The organism is Pantoea sp. S61 (genome assembly GCF_016625145.1).
Classification (GTDB): Bacteria; Pseudomonadota; Gammaproteobacteria; order Enterobacterales; family Enterobacteriaceae; genus Pantoea; species Pantoea rwandensis_B.
Map to the genome: position 1 here is coordinate 1 of NZ_JACVUO010000008.1, position 17,779 is coordinate 17,779.

13 protein-coding genes, 2 tRNA genes and 1 other RNA gene are annotated in these 17,779 nt (G+C 52.5%); 7 read left to right on the plus strand and 9 right to left on the minus strand.

Translation table 11 applies throughout. The annotated features are described in order from the left end of the window. Positions 1-54 precede the first annotated feature (54 nt). From IAE30_RS15865 to IAE30_RS15880, 4 genes are all read left to right on the plus strand, one after another. Positions 55-131: transfer RNA gene (locus IAE30_RS15865), tRNA-Val, on the plus strand. Between the two features lie 12 nt (positions 132-143). Further along, a tRNA-Val gene (locus tag IAE30_RS15870) sits at positions 144-220 on the plus strand. Positions 221-564: 344 nt separating this feature from the next. Beyond that, positions 565-1,977: a pyruvate kinase PykF gene (gene pykF, locus IAE30_RS15875; protein WP_038647298.1), complete on the plus strand. Its 1,413-nt coding sequence runs from the start codon at positions 565-567 to the stop codon at positions 1,975-1,977. Between the two features lie 305 nt (positions 1,978-2,282). After that, positions 2,283-2,519: a major outer membrane lipoprotein gene (locus tag IAE30_RS15880; RefSeq protein ID WP_007374746.1), complete on the plus strand. Its 237-nt coding sequence runs from the start codon at positions 2,283-2,285 to the stop codon at positions 2,517-2,519. Positions 2,520-2,584: 65 nt separating this feature from the next. On the opposite strand, the gene IAE30_RS15885 is transcribed toward IAE30_RS15880, so the two are convergent. The 7 genes from IAE30_RS15885 to sufA form a co-directional block, all read right to left on the minus strand. Beyond that, positions 2,585-3,622: a L,D-transpeptidase family protein gene (locus tag IAE30_RS15885; RefSeq protein ID WP_038647302.1), complete on the minus strand. Its 1,038-nt coding sequence runs from the start codon at positions 3,620-3,622 to the stop codon at positions 2,585-2,587. A 61-nt stretch (positions 3,623-3,683) separates the two neighbouring features. Beyond that, positions 3,684-4,100 (minus strand): cysteine desulfuration protein SufE, encoded by a 417-nt coding sequence (gene sufE / locus IAE30_RS15890; protein WP_038647304.1) that lies wholly within the window; start codon positions 4,098-4,100, stop codon positions 3,684-3,686. Between the two features lie 20 nt (positions 4,101-4,120). Further along, on the minus strand, positions 4,121-5,344 hold the full coding sequence (sufS, locus tag IAE30_RS15895; protein ID WP_038647306.1) for a cysteine desulfurase SufS: 1,224 nt from the start codon (positions 5,342-5,344) through the stop codon (positions 4,121-4,123). Next, the gene (gene sufD, locus IAE30_RS15900; protein ID WP_200680365.1) at positions 5,341-6,618 is read right to left on the minus strand and encodes a Fe-S cluster assembly protein SufD; all 1,278 of its coding nucleotides are present in this window, start codon (positions 6,616-6,618) and stop codon (positions 5,341-5,343) included. The genes sufS and sufD overlap by 4 nt, the downstream gene beginning before the upstream one ends. Further along, a complete protein-coding gene (sufC, locus tag IAE30_RS15905) occupies positions 6,593-7,339 on the minus strand; it encodes a Fe-S cluster assembly ATPase SufC (protein ID WP_034821684.1) in 747 nt (248 codons plus the stop codon). Before sufC ends, sufD begins: the two co-directional genes overlap by 26 nt. A 39-nt stretch (positions 7,340-7,378) precedes the next feature. Next, a complete protein-coding gene (gene sufB, locus IAE30_RS15910; protein WP_038647310.1) occupies positions 7,379-8,872 on the minus strand; it encodes a Fe-S cluster assembly protein SufB in 1,494 nt (497 codons plus the stop codon). 5 nt (positions 8,873-8,877) lie between these two features. Next, the gene (gene sufA / locus IAE30_RS15915) at positions 8,878-9,252 is read right to left on the minus strand and encodes a Fe-S cluster assembly scaffold SufA (RefSeq protein ID WP_038647312.1); all 375 of its coding nucleotides are present in this window, start codon (positions 9,250-9,252) and stop codon (positions 8,878-8,880) included. Positions 9,253-9,642: 390 nt separating this feature from the next. On the opposite strand from sufA, the gene IAE30_RS15920 reads away from it, so the two are divergent. Further along, positions 9,643-10,047, plus strand: coding sequence for a hypothetical protein (locus tag IAE30_RS15920; protein ID WP_045813973.1), 405 nt, complete (start codon positions 9,643-9,645; stop codon positions 10,045-10,047). A 30-nt stretch (positions 10,048-10,077) separates the two neighbouring features. Here IAE30_RS15920 and IAE30_RS15925 read toward each other — a convergent pair whose 3' ends face one another. Next, positions 10,078-13,131: an FAD-binding and (Fe-S)-binding domain-containing protein gene (locus IAE30_RS15925; RefSeq protein ID WP_200537316.1), complete on the minus strand. Its 3,054-nt coding sequence runs from the start codon at positions 13,129-13,131 to the stop codon at positions 10,078-10,080. Between the two features lie 206 nt (positions 13,132-13,337). On the opposite strand from IAE30_RS15925, the gene ydiK reads away from it, so the two are divergent. Both ydiK and rprA read left to right on the plus strand, forming a co-directional pair. Then, entirely contained in the window at positions 13,338-14,450 is a 1,113-nt protein-coding gene (gene ydiK, locus IAE30_RS15930) for an AI-2E family transporter YdiK (RefSeq protein ID WP_034821692.1), read from the plus strand. A gap of 316 nt (positions 14,451-14,766) precedes the next feature. Continuing rightward, positions 14,767-14,874, plus strand: an RNA gene (rprA, locus tag IAE30_RS15935) — antisense sRNA RprA. Positions 14,875-14,973: 99 nt separating this feature from the next. On the opposite strand, the gene ppsA is transcribed toward rprA, so the two are convergent. Continuing rightward, a complete protein-coding gene (gene ppsA, locus IAE30_RS15940) occupies positions 14,974-17,361 on the minus strand; it encodes a phosphoenolpyruvate synthase (protein ID WP_200680367.1) in 2,388 nt (795 codons plus the stop codon). Positions 17,362-17,779 lie beyond the last annotated feature (418 nt).

Sequence of the window (17,779 nt, forward strand, 5' to 3'; positions counted from 1 at the left end):
ACCACCTTGACATGGTGGGGGTCGATGGTTCGAGTCCATTAGAGCGCACCAAGTGCGTCCGTAGCTCAGTTGGTTAGAGCACCACCTTGACATGGTGGGGGTCGGTGGTTCGAGTCCACTCGGACGCACCAAATTTCTAAAATGCGCTCTTAGCTCAGTTGGTTAGAGCACCACCTTGACATGGTGGGGGTCGATGGTTCGAGTCCATTAGAGCGCACCACTCTTTGTTTTCTCTCTCTTTGCGCAACACCCCTTTCCTTGATCTGTATCGTTTTCTCTCTCAGCTTTTATATTGGTTTTCGCATACTTAGCGTCTATACTATGCCGCGTTGTCCACCTGAAAGGTTTCAGCGCTAACGTGCCTATGCAAACAACTCAAATGATTTGCGCAACACTGCTCTGCCAGTTCCCTCGCGTACTGCGCAACTTCTCTGCACGCTTAGCCTCTGTCACCTATTCTTACTCCTGTACGATCCAAACCAACACCATACACATTTTCACTTCGCTGCCTTGCGCTGCGAATCCCGACCTCTATCATCCATCACAACTTACAGAAAACCTGACATGAAAAAGACCAAGATTGTTTGTACTATCGGTCCGAAAACCGAATCTGAAGAGATGCTGACTCAACTGCTGGAAGCGGGCATGAACGTCATGCGCCTGAACTTCTCTCACGGGGATTATGCCGAACATGGTCAGCGCATCACTAACATGCGTGCCGTCATGGAAAAAACCGGTCGTCAGGCCGCGATTCTGCTGGACACCAAAGGTCCTGAAATTCGTACCATGAAGCTGGAAGGCGGCAACGATGTTGCATTGAAAGCCGGCCAGACTTTCACTTTCACCACCGATCAGTCAGTGATTGGTAACAGCGAACGTGTTGCTGTGACCTATGCAGGCTTCACCGAAGACCTGAAAATCGGCAACACCGTGTTGGTCGATGATGGCCTGATTGGTATGCAGGTGACTGAAGTGACAGAAAACACTGTCGTCTGTCATGTGCTGAACAACGGTGACCTCGGTGAAAACAAAGGCGTTAACCTGCCAGGTGTTTCTATCCAGCTGCCAGCATTGGCTGAAAAAGACAAACGTGACCTGATCTTCGGCTGCGAGCAAGGCGTTGACTTCGTGGCGGCTTCCTTTATCCGCAAACGTTCGGATGTCCTGGAAATTCGCGAGCACCTGAAAGCCCACGGCGGCGAGCATATCCAGATCATCTCTAAAATCGAAAACCAGGAAGGCCTGAACAACTTCGACGAGATTCTGGAAGCCTCTGACGGCATCATGGTTGCACGTGGTGACCTGGGTGTTGAGATCCCGGTTGAAGAAGTGATCTTCGCCCAGAAGATGATGATCAAGAAATGTAATAAAGCACGCAAAGTGGTCATCACCGCGACGCAGATGCTGGATTCTATGATCAAGAACCCACGCCCTACCCGCGCGGAAGCAGGCGACGTGGCGAACGCCATCCTTGATGGTACTGATGCGGTAATGCTGTCGGGTGAAAGTGCTAAGGGTCGTTACCCGCTGGAATCCGTGACTATCATGGCGACCATCTGTGAGCGTACCGACCGCGTAATGAAATCACGCATCGGTGAGCTGCAGGATTCACGCAAAATGCGCATCACTGAAGCGGTTTGTCGCGGTGCAGTGGAAACAGCAGAAAAGCTGGAAGCCCCTGTTATTGTGGTGGCGACCGAAGGCGGTAAGTCTGCCAAAGCGATTCGTAAATACTTCCCGGATGCCACCATTCTGGCGCTGACCACCAATGCGACCACCGCACGTCAGCTGATTCTGAGCAAAGGCGTGGAGACGCGTCTGGTGACTGAAATTGCCTCAACGGATGATTTCTACCGTATTGGCAAGGAAATGGCGCTGGAAAGTGGCTATGCACAGAAAGGCGACGTTGTGGTGATGGTATCAGGTGCGCTGGTTCCAAGTGGCACGACCAACACCGCTTCAGTCCACGTACTCTGATTTTTGCCTGAAGTTTTATTTAAAAGCGCCTTTTAGGGGCGCTTTTTTTATTCTTGCGCTAATACAAAATCCAGATTTTTCCAATCGATAATAACTATTCAATATCCCGCACAATTAAGGTTAGTCCGATTAAATCTCTCTGTTTTAGCTAAATATTTTCATCATCTTCTGCGAAACGCTGCTTCTTTGAGCGAACGATCAAATTTAAGCATGTTCTCATCAAAAATTTATTCTCAACTCAAAAAGCTTTGTGTAATACTTGTAACGCTACATGGAGATTAACTCAATTCTAGAGGGTATTAATAATGAATCGTACTAAACTGGTACTGGGCGCGGTAATTCTGGGTTCAACTCTGCTGGCTGGTTGCTCAAGCAACGCTAAAATCGACCAGCTGTCTTCAGACGTTCAGACTCTGAACGCTAAAGTTGACCAACTGAGCAACGACGTGAACGCAATCCGTTCTGACGTTCAGGCTGCTAAAGATGACGCAGCTCGCGCTAACCAGCGTCTGGACAACCAGGCTCACTCTTACCGTAAGTAAGAGTTCTGGTTTGAAAAATGGTGCCCATGTGGCACCATTTTTTTTGTCCTGATTTTGGTTCTGAATCAGGGTTTCGCGCCGCTCTCACCCATCGCCTGACTGATGGTCGCTTGTCCTGCCCCAGCGCCACTCTGCTGCGTTTGCAGTACATCCGGTAACGCCGTGTCCTGCGTAACGGGTTCGCCGCTGCTCACCAGTACGGGCATCCCTGAACGACGCGCCATCGCCTCTTTGATCAGTGCCGTGTCACTCTTCTGGCTATTGATAAACGCCTTAGATTTTGCGGTCAACGCAATCGGCATCGTTTGCGGATCGTCCTTCTCATTGCGCGACAACGGCTGATGCACCTCTACGTAACGCTTGCCATCCGGTTCCACCGCATACTTGATCGGCTCGTTAACGATCTGCACCCTCGTTCCCTTCGGCACGCTGTTGAACAGCGCTTCGATATCATCCGGACGCAAACGAATACAGCCCGAGCTCACGCGCATCCCAATACCGAAATCGGCGTTGGTGCCGTGGATCAAGTACTGGCCGGTCCCGCGCGCCAGACGCATCGCAAACAGACCCATCGGGTTGTCTGGCCCGGCCGGAACGACACCCGGTAAGGTGATGCCCTCTTTCGCGTAGCGTTTGCGGATATTGACGGTAGGCGTCCAGGTGGGATTGGGGATTTTCTGGCTGATGCTGGTGACCATGCTGGGTGTCGCAGCGCCCAACTGGCCGATTCCGATCGGATACACCACCACGCGATTCTCCCCTTTCGGATAGTAGTAGAGACGCAGCTCCGCAAGGTTGATGACGATGCCTTCACGAGGAGCATCAGGCAGCAGCATTTGTAATGGAACCGTCAGTTGCGTCCCCGCTTTGGGCAGCCAGGGATCGACACCAGGATTGGCCTCCAGCATGCCGAGCATGCCAATCTTATAATGCGCTGCGATGCTCTCTAAGGGCCGTTTGTCGTCAGGGACAGTGGTCAGGGTATTCTCGCCAATTAAACGGCTGTTATCGGCTGGCAGGGGATATTCCGTTGCAAATGCAGGTGCAGAAAGTCCGAAGCAGGACAACAGCAATGCACCGGCTAAACGTAACGCTGGTTTCATGCAATTTTCTCTTTGTCGGATGGAACAGACCCCGGTCATGCCGGGGTCTGGAGAGTGTAACTTAGCTGAGGCTTTGAGCGTTATGACGGATCGCGCGAATCATCGCTTCCAATCCTTGAGAACGTGTAGGAGTGAGGTGTTGAGTCAACTCTAATTCTGCGAACCAATGACCGACATCCAGCGCGAGAATCTCCTGCGCTTGCAAGCCCTGATAGAGGCTAAATACCACCGCAATCAAGCCCTTAACGATGGCGGCATCACTGTCCCCTTCAAAGGCGATGGTGCCATCAGCTTGTGGGGTCATGCGGATCCACACCTGGCTCTGGCAACCGGAAATCACATACTCTGGCTGCTGTAAGCTTTCAGAGGATTCTGGTAATTTCGCACCGAGTTCAATGATGTAGAGATACTTCTCTTCCCAATTAGCGCAACGGTTAAAGTTGCGCACCAGCTTCTCTTTCTCTGGCAAATTCGCCATGGATAACTCCTGAAATCTGCTCAACCGCCCAGCAGACGATGAATACGCGTCAAACCTGCTGCCAGGCGATCGGCTTCTTCTTCACTGTTATACAGTGCAAACGAGGCACGACACATCGCGGGCACCGCATAATGGCGCATCAGTGGCATAGCACAATGATGGCCGGTGCGGATCGCAATGCCGTATTGATCGAGGAAACTCCCGACGTCGAATGCATGATGCTTACCAAGGTTGAATGCCACCACGCCACTGCGCTGTGCAGGACCGTAAATGATCAGGTCTGGCACCGACGCAAGCTTATCTAATGCATAACGCATCAGTGACGTCTCACGTTCGTTGATGACATCCAATCCCAGCTCACTGATCCAGTTCAGCGCCGCGCCTAAGCCGATAATGCCACCGGTATTCGGTGTGCCGGCTTCAAAACGCCATGGCGTGCTGTTCCAGGTGGTGCCAGTTGGCAGCATCACCTGATCGATCATTGAACCGCCGCCTTCCCAAGGTGGCATGATCTCCTGCAGTGCTTTACGCGCGTACAGTACGCCGATGCCGGTCGGCCCATAAATTTTATGGCCCGAGAAGACGTAGAAATCGCAATCGATATCCTGCACATCCACCTTGTGATGCATCACCGCCTGAGCACCGTCTACCAGCGTGATCACGCCAGCGGCTTTCGCCTGTGCGACGATGGCTTTTACCGGGTTTACGGTACCGAGCACGTTGGAAACATGCGTCACCGCCAGCAGGCGTGTGCGGCTGTCGATCAACCCACTCAGTTGCTCAAGGGCTAATTCACCTTGCTCGTTAAGCGGCAGAACGCGAATCTCTGCACCGGTACGCTGCGCCACCATCTGCCACGGCACGATATTAGCGTGGTGCTCCATCTCCGTGATGATGATGTTATCGCCCGATTGCAGCTGACTGCCGCCCCAACTGTTGGCCACCAGATTGATGCCTTCAGTGGTGCCTTTAACGAAGATAATCTCTTCTGGCGATGCCGCATTGAGAAAACGCGAGGCTTGCGTACGCACGTTTTCCATATCGGTGGTGGCTTGCGCACTGAGCGAGTGGATGCCACGGTGCACGGCGGCATAGCCGTGCTGGTAAAAATAACTTTCCGCATTGATAACCGCGAGCGGGCGCTGAGCGCTGGCCGCGCTATCAAGGTAGGCCAGCGGATGTCCGTTGACCTCACGTTTCAGAATCGGAAATTCCGCTCTGATTCGTTCGAGATCGAAAGTCATAACTCAACTCCAGGGAAACGCGCACTAATGCGTTCCAGCACCAGTTGGCGCAGCGGTTCTTCTTCCAGCAGTTCGGTCAATTCAGCTGCGAACGCATGGATAATCATCTGCTGTGCGGCATCTTCAGGGATACCACGCGAGCGCAAATAGAACATCTGTTCATCGTCGATACGGCCAATTGTCGCGCCATGGCTGCACTTCACATCATCCGCATAGATTTCCAGCTGCGGCTTGGTATCCACTTCCGCCAGGCGACCGAGCAACAGGTTGTTGTTGGTCATCTGTCCGTCAGTTTTCAGTGCATGCTTCGCCACTTTTATGTGACCGTTGAAAATCGAACGGCCCTTATCGCGCGAGATGGTTTTGTGCAGCTGACGACTCAGGCAGTAGCCTTTGTTGTGTTCCAGATAGCTGCGGGTATCCGCCACTTCTGCGTTGATCGGCAGCACCAGACTGTTAAGTGACAGCTGGGTGTTTTCACCGTTGAGCTGCACGCTGGTGTTGTGACGAGACAAGCCGGCACCCAGCAGGAAGCTGGTGCTGCTGACCTGCGCATCACGACCAATCACGATGTCATTGTGTGCAAAGTGATAGCTACTGCTCTCTTCAAACGCCAGCTTGATGTGTTTCAGTTGGGCATTGTCGGCGACAGCAAAGGTAAAGCGAGCACCAGTAAAGTGTGCCGCACCGTTCAGCGTCACGTAATGCTCAATCACTTCAGCTTCGGCGCTCTGCTCCAGCTCAAGATGATGGCGGTGATGAACGGTGTTCAACGCATCGACTTTGCCGCTGGTGATGTGCAGTAAATACAGCGGACGTGCCGCCGACTTGCCGCGCGCCAGACGAATGGAAGTCACTTCTTCCGCCAGGCTTTCTGTCAGATGCAGGAACACTTCTGGCTGCACCGCAGCAGGCAACGGGCGGCGTTCAGCCGCACGGCTGGGCTGCACGTCAAACAGATCGGTGTCGCGCGCACTCAGCTCAGGCTGGAAGCGGCCATCAACAAACACCAGACGCACCGCATCCACCGGCAGCGCTAATTCAGCAACCTGTTCCGCCGTAACGGTCTGCGCTTCTGGCAGCACGAACTGGTTGGCGAACAGGCCATCCAGCGCGGTGTATTTCCAGTTTTCATGCTTACGGGTCGGCAAGCCGACACGCATTAATTGCTGCCAGTGCTGCTGAGCCTGCAGAGAACGCACCTCACCGCGCGATTCAAACAGGTGATGCCACTGTTGCAGGGCGTTATCACTCTTCGTCGGTAAGCCAGCCATAGCCTTGCTCCTCCAGCTGTTTAACCAGCGAGAAATCGCCAGACTTAACGATTTTGCCCTGATACAGCACGTGCACGTGATCTGGCTTGATGTAATCCAGGATGCGCTGGTAGTGGGTCACGATAATGAATGAACGCTTGCCGTCACGCAGGCTGTTAACGCCTTCAGCGACGATTTTCAGCGCATCGATATCCAGACCGGAGTCGGTTTCATCAAGGATGCACAGTTCTGGCTCAAGAGCGGCCATCTGCAGAATGTCGTTACGCTTCTTCTCACCACCGGAGAAGCCAACGTTTACTGAACGGGTCAGCAGATCTTCAGGCATCTTCAGCAGTTTAATTTTGTCTTCGATGAAGTCCTGGAAATCAAAACGATCCAGCTCTTCCTGCTCACGGTATTTGCGCACCGCATTCACAGAAGTCTGCAGGAAGAATTGGTTGCTGACGCCCGGAATCTCGACCGGGTACTGAAACGCCATGAAGATGCCTTCGCCCGCGCGCTCTTCTGGCTCGAGTTCCAGCAGATCTTTGCCATGGAAGCTGACCGAACCACCGGTCACTTCGTAATCTTCACGACCTGCCAGCGTTGCAGACAGGGTACTTTTACCCGAGCCGTTAGGGCCCATGATGGCGTGGACTTCGCCCGGCTTCACTTCAAGGTTCAGACCGCGCAAAATCTCTTTGTCTTCAACGCTAACCTGTAAATCTTTAATGCTTAACATACTCTTTCCTTCACATTGCTTCCGGCAACGCGTGTGGCATCAGCCCACACTGTGCTCAAGGCTGATAGCCAACAGTTTTTGCGCTTCCACGGCGAATTCCAGTGGCAGCTCGGAGAAAACATCTTTGCAGAAGCCGTTGACGATCATTGAGATCGCATCTTCTTCGCTAATGCCGCGCTGCAGACAATAGAACATCTGGTCTTCGCCAATACGCGAGGTGGTGGCTTCATGTTCCAGCTGTGCTGTGTTGTTTCGCGTTTCCACATAAGGGAAGGTGTGCGCACCGCACTCGGCACCAATCAGCATCGAGTCACACTGGGTGAAGTTACGCGCGTTGGTCGCGGTTGGCATGATTTTTACCAGACCACGATAAGTGTTCTCACTCTTACCGGCAGAGATCCCTTTCGAGATGATGGTCGACTTGGTGTTTTTACCAATGTGGATCATCTTGGTACCGGTATCCGCCTGCTGACGGCCGCTGGTCAGTGCGACAGAGTAGAATTCACCCACAGAGTAATCACCACGCAGGATACAGCTTGGGTATTTCCAGGTGATGGCTGACCCCGTCTCTGACTGTGTCCAGGACATCTTGCTGTGGTCGCCTTCACACAGCGCACGCTTGGTCACGAAGTTGAGGATACCGCCCTCGCCTTCACCGCCCGGGAACCAGTTCTGTACGGTGGAATATTTCACTTCGGCGTTTTTGTGGATGATCACTTCAACCACTGCGGCGTGCAGCTGGTAGGTGTCACGCACAGGCGCGGAGCAGCCTTCGATGTAGCTGACATAGCTGTCTTCATCGGCGATCAGAATGGTACGTTCGAACTGACCCGTTTTCGCCGCGTTGATACGGAAATAAGTCGACAGCTCCATCGGGCAACGCACGCCTTTGGGGATGTAAACAAAAGTACCGTCTGAAGCCACAGCAGAGTTCAATGCTGCGAAGAAGTTATCGTTGTGGGGAACCACAGTACCGAGATACTTCTGCACCAGCTCTGGATGATCGTGAATCGCTTCACCGAATGAGCAGAAGATAATGCCTTGCTCAGCCAGTTTGTCACGATAGGTGGTGGATACGGAAACAGAGTCAAAAATCGCATCAACGGCGACTTCACGTCCTTCACGTACCGGAACACCCAACTGATTGAAAGCGTCTTCCACTTCTTTCGTCAGGTAATCGCTTGACGCTACGCTGCCAGAGGTTTGCTTCGCACCCGGTTCAGACGCGCAGCTATCATCGCAATTGCCGCAAGACGGCGCGGAATAGTAGCTGTAGTCCTGATAATCGAGTGAGGCGTAGTTGGCTTTCAACCAATGTGGTTCTTCCATCTCTAACCAGGCACGGAAGGCCTTGAGGCGGAATTCCAGCATCCACTCAGGTTCGTTACGTTTGGCCGAAATGGCACGCACCACATCTTCATTGATGCCGTGTGCCAATTCGTCGGTTTGCAACTGGGTAAAGAAGCCTTCTTTATAATTCAGGCTACCTTCCCACGTTTGTACATCGTCAGATGCTTCGCTGTGTCGTGACATTTTACTTACTCGACGCCAAAACTCTCACCGCACCCGCAGGCGTGCTGAGCTTTAGGGTTGTTGAATTTAAAAATCTGGTTCAGGCCTTCACGGACATAATCCAGTTCGGTACCGTCAACAAACGGCATAGCCTGAAGAGGCACAAATAATTTTGCGCCGAATTGCTCAAACGTCAGGTCGTCATCGGCTGGCTCTTTTGTCAGATCCATAACGTACCCAAAACCGGCACAGCCGGACTGCTTCACACCCAATCTAAGGCCCTTAACTTCAGGATCCGCCTCAACCAGGTTAAGAATCTGTTTCGCTGCCGATTCGGTCAGCGTAAGCCCTTTCCAGACGAAATCGTCGGGTGAAAAGGAAGCTGCATTTACTGATGACATAGTGCTACCTCGTAAGTCTGGGCCTTTTCAGGCTATCCCCCTATGGTAGTGATATCAGATACCACTTCAACCTCTTGTTTTGCAGGGATAATCATCTCGTGCTGTTTTTTACTGTTGCTTAATTAAGCATAGTCTCTTCAATCGAGCTTGTAAGCGGCATTCCCGTGCGCGCCACACCAGCGTAACCCGTTAAAATGACGTAAAATTTAGAAATTCAACTTTACGACATCGTCATGATTGATAGGTTACGCCTTTCTTCAATGTAAAGAGATTGTTATTGCCGATTTTAGTAACAGGCAAAGGAAATCAATAAAATTTCATTGCGGGAATTGCATTCCTGACGCGGTTGAATATGATAATGATTATCATTAACCCATTTAGGGTAGCGACATGACGCTTACCGTCTCAGCCTGGTTACAACACAAAATCGATGAATATAAGTTTTCAGTGCGTGATATCACCGTCGACTTCTACATGGCTCAGGCTAAGCTCAACCGCACCGATTGTACTATTGACCAACTGCGTCGCTTTAACGACACCTGTCTCGACATGGCAGAAATCTGCGAGCTTAACGGCGACGACCAAAGCTATCTGCATGCCATGGGCAAGCTCCATCACCGCTTAGTGCAGGAGATGGGCAATGCCGATCGCGACCGTTTATTCCGTATTCAGGCCTATCAACTGGCGCGCCTGTCGTTGACACGCTTGTGTCATCAACTGGCGCTCAGCGGCGAGTGGGATAAAGCCACCAGCCTGCAGAGTGATTTTGTCCGTCACGCAGGCTGGATATTCTAATCCAGCTTTGTGACGACTCCTACAATTTGTTTACATCATTTCCAGTAGTGCCTGCAGCGGATGGCGCATGCCGTTGCCCTCGGCGCGTTTAACCTGGCTGCGACAGGAGAAACCTGTCGCCAGACAACGCTGACGTGGCAGTTTCTGTAATTGCGGATGCCACGAGAGTTCGTAGATGCCCAGTGAATTTTCGAGGTTCTTGCTCTCATGTCCGTACGTCCCCGCCATACCGCAACACCCGACGTTGACGTTCTCCAGCTTCGCACCGAAACGCGCAAAGATGTCCTGCCACTGATTCGGCGTGGAGGGCAGCGCAGTGACTTCAGTGCAGTGCGCAAACAGATACCAGGCCTCGCCGCTGGCAGTTTGCACCGCGCGCGCATTCAGGGCCTGCTGCAACCATTCGTGGACCAGCTGCACCTTGAACTCACCGCGCTGCTCACCCAGCACTTCCTGATATTCATCGCGATAACACAGCACCGTTGCGGGATCGACACCAACCATCGGCATCCCCAATTGGGCGACACGATTTAGAAACTCGGCGGTTTTACCGGCAGTGCGCGCAAATCGCTGCAGGAAGCCTTTCACATGCTGCGCTTTACCGTTCGGTGAGAAGGGTAATAACACCGGACGATAGCCCAGCTTTTCAATCAATTTGACAAAATCGGTCACCAGCTGTGCTTCGTAATAGCTGGTGAACGGATCCTGCACCACCAGCACACAGTTTTCACGCTGCGCGATATCCATTGCTTCCAGCTGTTCCAGCGTCAGGCTCATGGCCGGATGCCCACCGAGTTGCTGTTTCAGACTTGGCGATGAAAGCAACGGCAGATCGACCATGCCAATGTGGGTTTTACTGAGATCGCGTACCCACGGTTGCTTAAGGAAGAAGTTGAACACCCTAGGCGCTTTGGCCATCAAAGGCGCATAACTCTCAACGGTGGCCACCAGATGATCGCTCACCGGACGCAAATAGCGCGTGTGATAAAGCTGCAGGAAGCGCGAGCGGAAGCCCGGTACATCAATCTTAATCGGGCACTGCGTCGAACAGGCTTTGCAGGCTAAACAGCCTGACATCGCCTCTTTCACTTCATGAGAAAAGTCATACTCGCCCTGCTTCGCGTGCCAGGAGTTACGCGTGCGTTGGATCAGTGTGCGCAGGCTGGCCCCCTGTTTCGGCAGCGCCTGTTCCAGCTGTGAGGGATCAACGCCCTGCTCTGACAGCAAACGCAACCATTCACGCGTTAGCGTCGCGCGTCCTTTAGGCGAATGGATACGGTTGCGGGTAATCTTCATCGATGGGCACATAGGGCTACGCGCATCAAAGTTGAAGCATAAGCCGTTGCCGTTGCACTCCATGGCGCCGCGCCAGTCAGTTCGCACCGTGACCGGAATCTGACGATCGTAAGTGCCGCGTTTCACCGCATCCACCTGCATCATCGGCTCGTTGCTGCCCAGCGGGGTGCAAATCTTGCCAGGGTTCAGGCGATTATCAGGATCGAAGGCCGCTTTAATCGCGCGCAGTTCGTTGAACAGCGTCTCGCCAAAAAATTCCGGGCTGTACTGCGCGCGGAATCCTTTACCGTGTTCACCCCACAGTAATCCGCCGTAGCGCGCGGTCAGCGCCACCACTTCGTCGGAGATTTGCTTCATCAGCATCTCTTGCTGCGGATCGCACATATCCAGAGCCGGACGCACGTGCAGAACACCGGCGTCCACATGACCAAACATGCCGTAATTCAGGCCATGGCTATCGAGCAAAGCACGGAAATCGACAATGTAATCCGCCAGTTGTTCTGGCGGTACTGCCGTGTCTTCCACAAACGGAATCGGCTTAGCGCGCCCTTTGGCGTTGCCCAGCAAGCCCACCGCTTTTTTGCGCATATTATAGATGCGCTCGATACCGCCTAAATCATTACACAGCTGATAGCCAATCACACCGCCCTGCTGCTGCGCCATCAACTCATCCAGCCGAGCGCACAAGCTGTTGACCTGCTGTTCGATCAATTCGCCGTTGTCACCGGCAAATTCAACAATATTCAGACCGAGCATTTCCTTATCCGGCACATCGGTAATCAGCTCTTTTACCGAGTGCCAGACAATATCCTCTCGTGCCAGATTCAACACTTTAGAGTCCACGGTTTCCACTGACAGCGCTTTGGCTTCCACCATGAAAGGGGCATTCCGCAGCGCAGAGTCAAAGGAGTCGTACTTGATGTTCACCAGACGACGTACTTTAGGAATCGGCGTGATGTCCAGACGCGCTTCCGTAATAAAGGCCAGCGTCCCTTCTGCACCGCATAACAAGCGCGTCAGATCGAAGGTTTGCATGTCATCGCTGAACACATGACGCAAGTCATAACCGGTCAGGAAGCGGTTAAGCTTAGGGAATTTATCCAGAATCAGGTCACGCTGATCACGACAGCGGTTTAACACCTGTTGATAGATGCGCCCTTCGGCTGTCGGTGTTGTTGCTAATTGCTCAGCCAGTTCGGTGGGCATCGCGCGGGTATCCAGGATATCGCCGCCGAGCAGAACCGCCCGCAAACCCTCCACGTGATCCGAGGTTTTACCATACACCAGCGAACCCTGTCCGGATGCATCGGTATTGATCATGCCACCTAAGGTAGCGCGATTACTGGTGGAGAGCTCCGGCGAAAAGAAGAATCCATAAGGCTTCAGCCAGGCATTGAGCTGATCTTTCACCACGCCCGCTTCCACACGCACCCAGCCCTGTTCAGGATTGATTTCAAGGATGCGATTCATGTAGCGCGACATGTCGACCACAATGCCCTGATTGAGTGACTGACCGTTGGTACCCGTTCCGCCGCCGCGTGGGGTAAACACCAGGCTGTTAAACCGCGTTTCACCCGCCAGACGCGCAATTAACGCCACGTCCGCCGTCGAACGCGGAAACAGCGCGGCATCGGGTAACAGCTGATAAATGCTGTTATCGGTAGAAAGCGAGAGACGATCGGCATAACTGGTGGCGGTATCGCCGGTGAAGCCTTGTTCTTTTAATGACTGCAGGAATGTCAGCACCAGTTGAACGAGGCCTGGCGCCTGGGAAATCTGTGGGATCATTATTGCGTGACCGAGATGTTGTAAACGTTTGCGTGGTTATTTTTTTCAACCATTGGTTTTATCATATTTTTTTATCGCCTGCTGTTTTTTCAGGAAAGACCTTCGCGCGCCCTGCTTTTTTCTGTTTAATTTTCAGGAAATAGCTCATCATTGATCAGGGCCCACGCGGTCCACCACGAAGGATTAATTGAGGTCAAAACGTTGTGATGAAAAGCCTGCAACGCGGTATGGATCTACCGCAACTGCTGTTCTCGTTGATGTTCATTCTCATCATGATCATCGCCTGCCTGTGGGTGGTACAACCCTTTATTCTGGGCTTTGCCTGGGCCAGCATGGTGGTGATTGCGACCTGGCCATTAATGATCCGTTTGCAGCATCTGCTGTGGGGACGACGATCGCTGGCGGTGATCGCCATGACGATTCTATTACTGCTGCTGTTTATTATTCCGATTGCCCTGCTGGTGAGTAGCCTGATCGACAACAGCGCGCCGGTCATCGCCTGGGCAACGCAACGCCATCTGGTTTTCCCAGACTTTGTCTGGCTGCGTGAGATTCCTTATGTCGGCAACAAAACCTACTCCAGCTACCACAAAATGGTCGATGGCGGCGGTACAGCGATTTTAAATCAGTTGCAACCTTACATTGGTCGCACCACAGGCTTCTTTGTGGCACAGGCCGGCCACTTCGGCCGCTTTATGATTCACCTCGCCGTCATGCTGCTATTTAGCGTGTTGCTTTACTGGCGCGGTGAGCAGGTCGGCCACGGCATTCGCCACTTTGCTTATCGCATGGGCGGACGTCGCGGCGATGCGGCGGTGCTGCTGGCCGGGCAAGCGATTCGTGCCGTGGCGCTGGGCGTGGTGGTGACGGCGCTGGTGCAGGGTGTGCTGGGCGGTATTGGCCTGGCAATCTCCGGCATCCCTTACGCCACTCTGCTCACCGTGCTGATGATTCTGACATGCCTGGTGCAGTTGGGGCCGTTAGTGGTGCTGGTACCGGCCATCATCTGGCTCTACTGGAGTGGCGATACCACCTGGGGCACGATATTACTGGTGTGGAGTTGTGTGGTCGGTACGCTCGATAGCGTGTTACGTCCGATGCTGATTCGCATGGGTGCAGATCTGCCGATGATTCTGATCCTTTCCGGTGTTATCGGTGGATTGATCGCCTTCGGCATGATCGGGCTGTTTATTGGTCCTGTGGTATTAGCCGTGTCCTATCGTCTGGTTTCCGTGTGGATGCATGAAGCACCTGCTCCGGATGATGACCCGCAAACGGCCATCGAAGCTCTTGCCGAACACGAGGAAGAGCAACCTTAAAGCAGGCCTTTTCCACGAGCGGTGCAGATAAATGCACCGCCTTCTTCTCCCACTCCTGATTTGCCTTACCTGGCGCGCTGAAAGCAACTTAATCGCTGTCACATAATTGACTGCAACACCCTTTATTTTTCATAAGCGATTTTTAAGAAAAAACGCAGATTTAGGCGCTTTAGGTGGATTTTGCTAACGGAATGATTATTTTTCGAACTGAATCATCAGGCGCAACCGTTAAAAAAGCACAGAAAAGATTATCAGCTTTAAACTAATAAGAGGATTCTTAAAGACGCCAGCAAGCCTGATGAATAACATGAATCCTATGTTTGAGATCAAACCACTGATTTTTAAACAACCTTTTTCCCCTGAGTAAAGTGAAGAATTGCTGTGTGTAGTCTTTGCCCATCCCCTGTGATGGGCTTTTTTTTTGTATTTTTTATGGATAAAGAAAAGGCCAGCAGCGCTGGCCTTAATGATTTCATCAAGGACGCTTCAGATTTACCCCGAACGCGTCCTAATTGATGTCTGATTACTGCTTAGCAGCATCCAATTCCGCCAGATTTAACCAGGTTTGCACCACGGTATCCGGGTTCAATGACAGGCTATCAATCCCCTGCTCCATCAACCATGCTGCGAAGTCTTCATGGTCTGAAGGGCCCTGCCCGCAAATTCCCACGTATTTACCCTGTTTCTTCGCGGCCTGAATTGACATCGACAGCAGCGCCTTCACGGCGTCGTTGCGCTCATCAAACAGCGCCGAGACCACACCAGAATCGCGATCCAGGCCCAGCGCCAGTTGCGTCATATCGTTTGAACCGATAGAGAAGCCATCGAAGTACTGCAGGAACTGCTCAGCCAGTAAGGCGTTTGATGGGATTTCACACATCATGATCACTTTCAAGCCGTTCTCACCGCGCTTCAGACCTTGCTTACCGAGTTCCTCCACCACGGCCGCCGCCTGGTCAACGGTGCGCACAAATGGAATCATAATCTCGACGTTGATCAGACCCATTTCATTACGCACACGTTTCACGGCTTCACACTCCAGCGCGAAACAGTCGCGGAAGCTGTCCGCCACATAGCGCCCCGCGCCACGGAAGCCCAGCATCGGGTTCTCTTCTTCTGGCTCGTAACGCTCGCCACCCACCAGGTTGGCGTATTCGTTCGATTTGAAGTCTGAGAGGCGCACAATGACGCGCTTCGGCGCAAAGGCCGCACCCAGGGTCGCGATCCCTTCGGTCAGACGGGCGATGTAGAACTCAACCGGATCGTCGAAACCTTTCATCATTTGACGAATCTGCTGCTGCAATTCCGGTGTCTGCTGGTCAAATTCCAGCAGGGCTTTCGGATGCACGCCGATCATACGGTTGATGATAAATTCCAGACGTGCCAGACCGACACCCTCGTTCGGCAAACAGGCGAAGTCAAAGGCGCGATCCGGGTTGCCGACGTTCATCATGATTTTCAGTGGCAGGTCAGGCATGGTATCCACTTGCGAACTGGTGACTTCAAAGTCCAGCAGATCCTGATACACATAACCGGTGTCGCCCTCAGCACAGGAAACGGTCACCTTATGCCCATCTTTCAGATGATCGGTGGCATCGCCGCAGCCAACGACAGCAGGAATGCCCAGCTCACGCGCGATGATCGCCGCATGGCATGTACGGCCGCCACGATTGGTGACAATCGCGGAGGCTTTCTTCATGATCGGTTCCCAATCCGGGTCAGTCATGTCCGTGACCAGCACATCACCTTTTTCGATGCGGTGCATTTCGCTGATGTCATGAATCACTTTCACTTCACCCGCGCCAATGCGATGGCCGATGGCACGGCCTTCGACCAGTACCTTGCCTTTCCCTTGCAGGTTATAGCGCTCCATCACCTGACCGTTAGACCGCACAGTTTCCGGACGCGCCTGCACAATGAACAATTTGCCGGTGTGACCATCTTTGGCCCACTCGATATCCATGGGGCGTTTGTAGTGCTGCTCAATCAACACCGCCTGACGCGCCAGATCCTGCACTTCTTCATCGGTCAGACTAAAGCGGTCTCGCTGCTCCTGTTCGACATCTTCAATGCGCACCTGCTCACCGTGTTCCTGAGAATCGGCATAGACCATGCGAATCTTTTTGGAGCCCATGGTGCGGCGAACGATGGCCGGGCGATTGGCTGCCAGCGTCGGTTTATGCACATAGAACTCATCCGGGTTGACCGCCCCCTGCACCACCATTTCTCCGAGGCCAAACGCCGAGGTGATGAAGACCACCTGGTCGAAACCGGATTCAGTATCAATAGTGAACATCACGCCGGAAGAGGCAAGATCGGATCGCACCATGCGCTGAATACCGGCTGACAGGGCAACGCCACGATGGTCGTAACCTTGATGCACACGATAGGAGATCGCACGATCGTTAAATAAGGAAGCGTACACGTGCTTCACGGCCACCAGCACCGCATCGAAGCCCTGCACGTTAAGGAACGTCTCCTGTTGCCCCGCAAACGAGGCATCGGGCATGTCCTCCGCGGTGGCGGATGATCGCACCGCAAAGGAAGCGTCGGCATCATCAGAGGAGAGTTGCTCATAGGCAGTACGAATCGCCTCTTCCAGCTCAGGCAGGAATGGCGTGTCCACAACCCATTGACGAATTTGTTTACCGGCCTTAGCCAGCTCTTCAACATCATCAATATCCGTTTTGTCCAGCAAATCATAAATGCGCTGGTTCAGTCCGCTTTGATCGAGAAACAGATTAAAGGCGTAAGATGTCGTGGCATAGCCGTTAGGCACGGAGACGCCCAGTGACGACAAGTTAGTAATCATTTCTCCCAGGGAAGCATTCTTGCCCCCCACCCGATCAACATCATGCATGCCAAGCTGGTTGTACCAGAGCACTAGCGACTGTTGGTCTTGATTGGACATTGAGATTATCCTTCATTTAAATGATTGGAGCACATGGAACAATTTGCTATTCGCCAAAACAGCCTGGCACAATCAATTAATAAAGACTAAGTGTTGAATCGTTAAAGCAGAAAAAGAAACGCAAAATCGGACTAGTACCTGTTAGTGCTAGCGTTGCGCAACGGGCTTATTTAATGCTGAAACATGGTCGCAACGATATTTTTCCCCTTTTCAGAGGGTTAGCCATTGCTTTTTGTTGCGCAACAGATTCAGACTTTATTTTTACCTTGTGATAAAAATTGCGGGGAAATAGCCGTTTTCAAAACAGCATTTCATCTAATATTGTTCATCACACAAATCAAATTCCAGCAGAAAGCGCTAACGATATGGATATTTCATTTTATTTTTAATTAAAATGAAATATCAGCAGTGACATTGT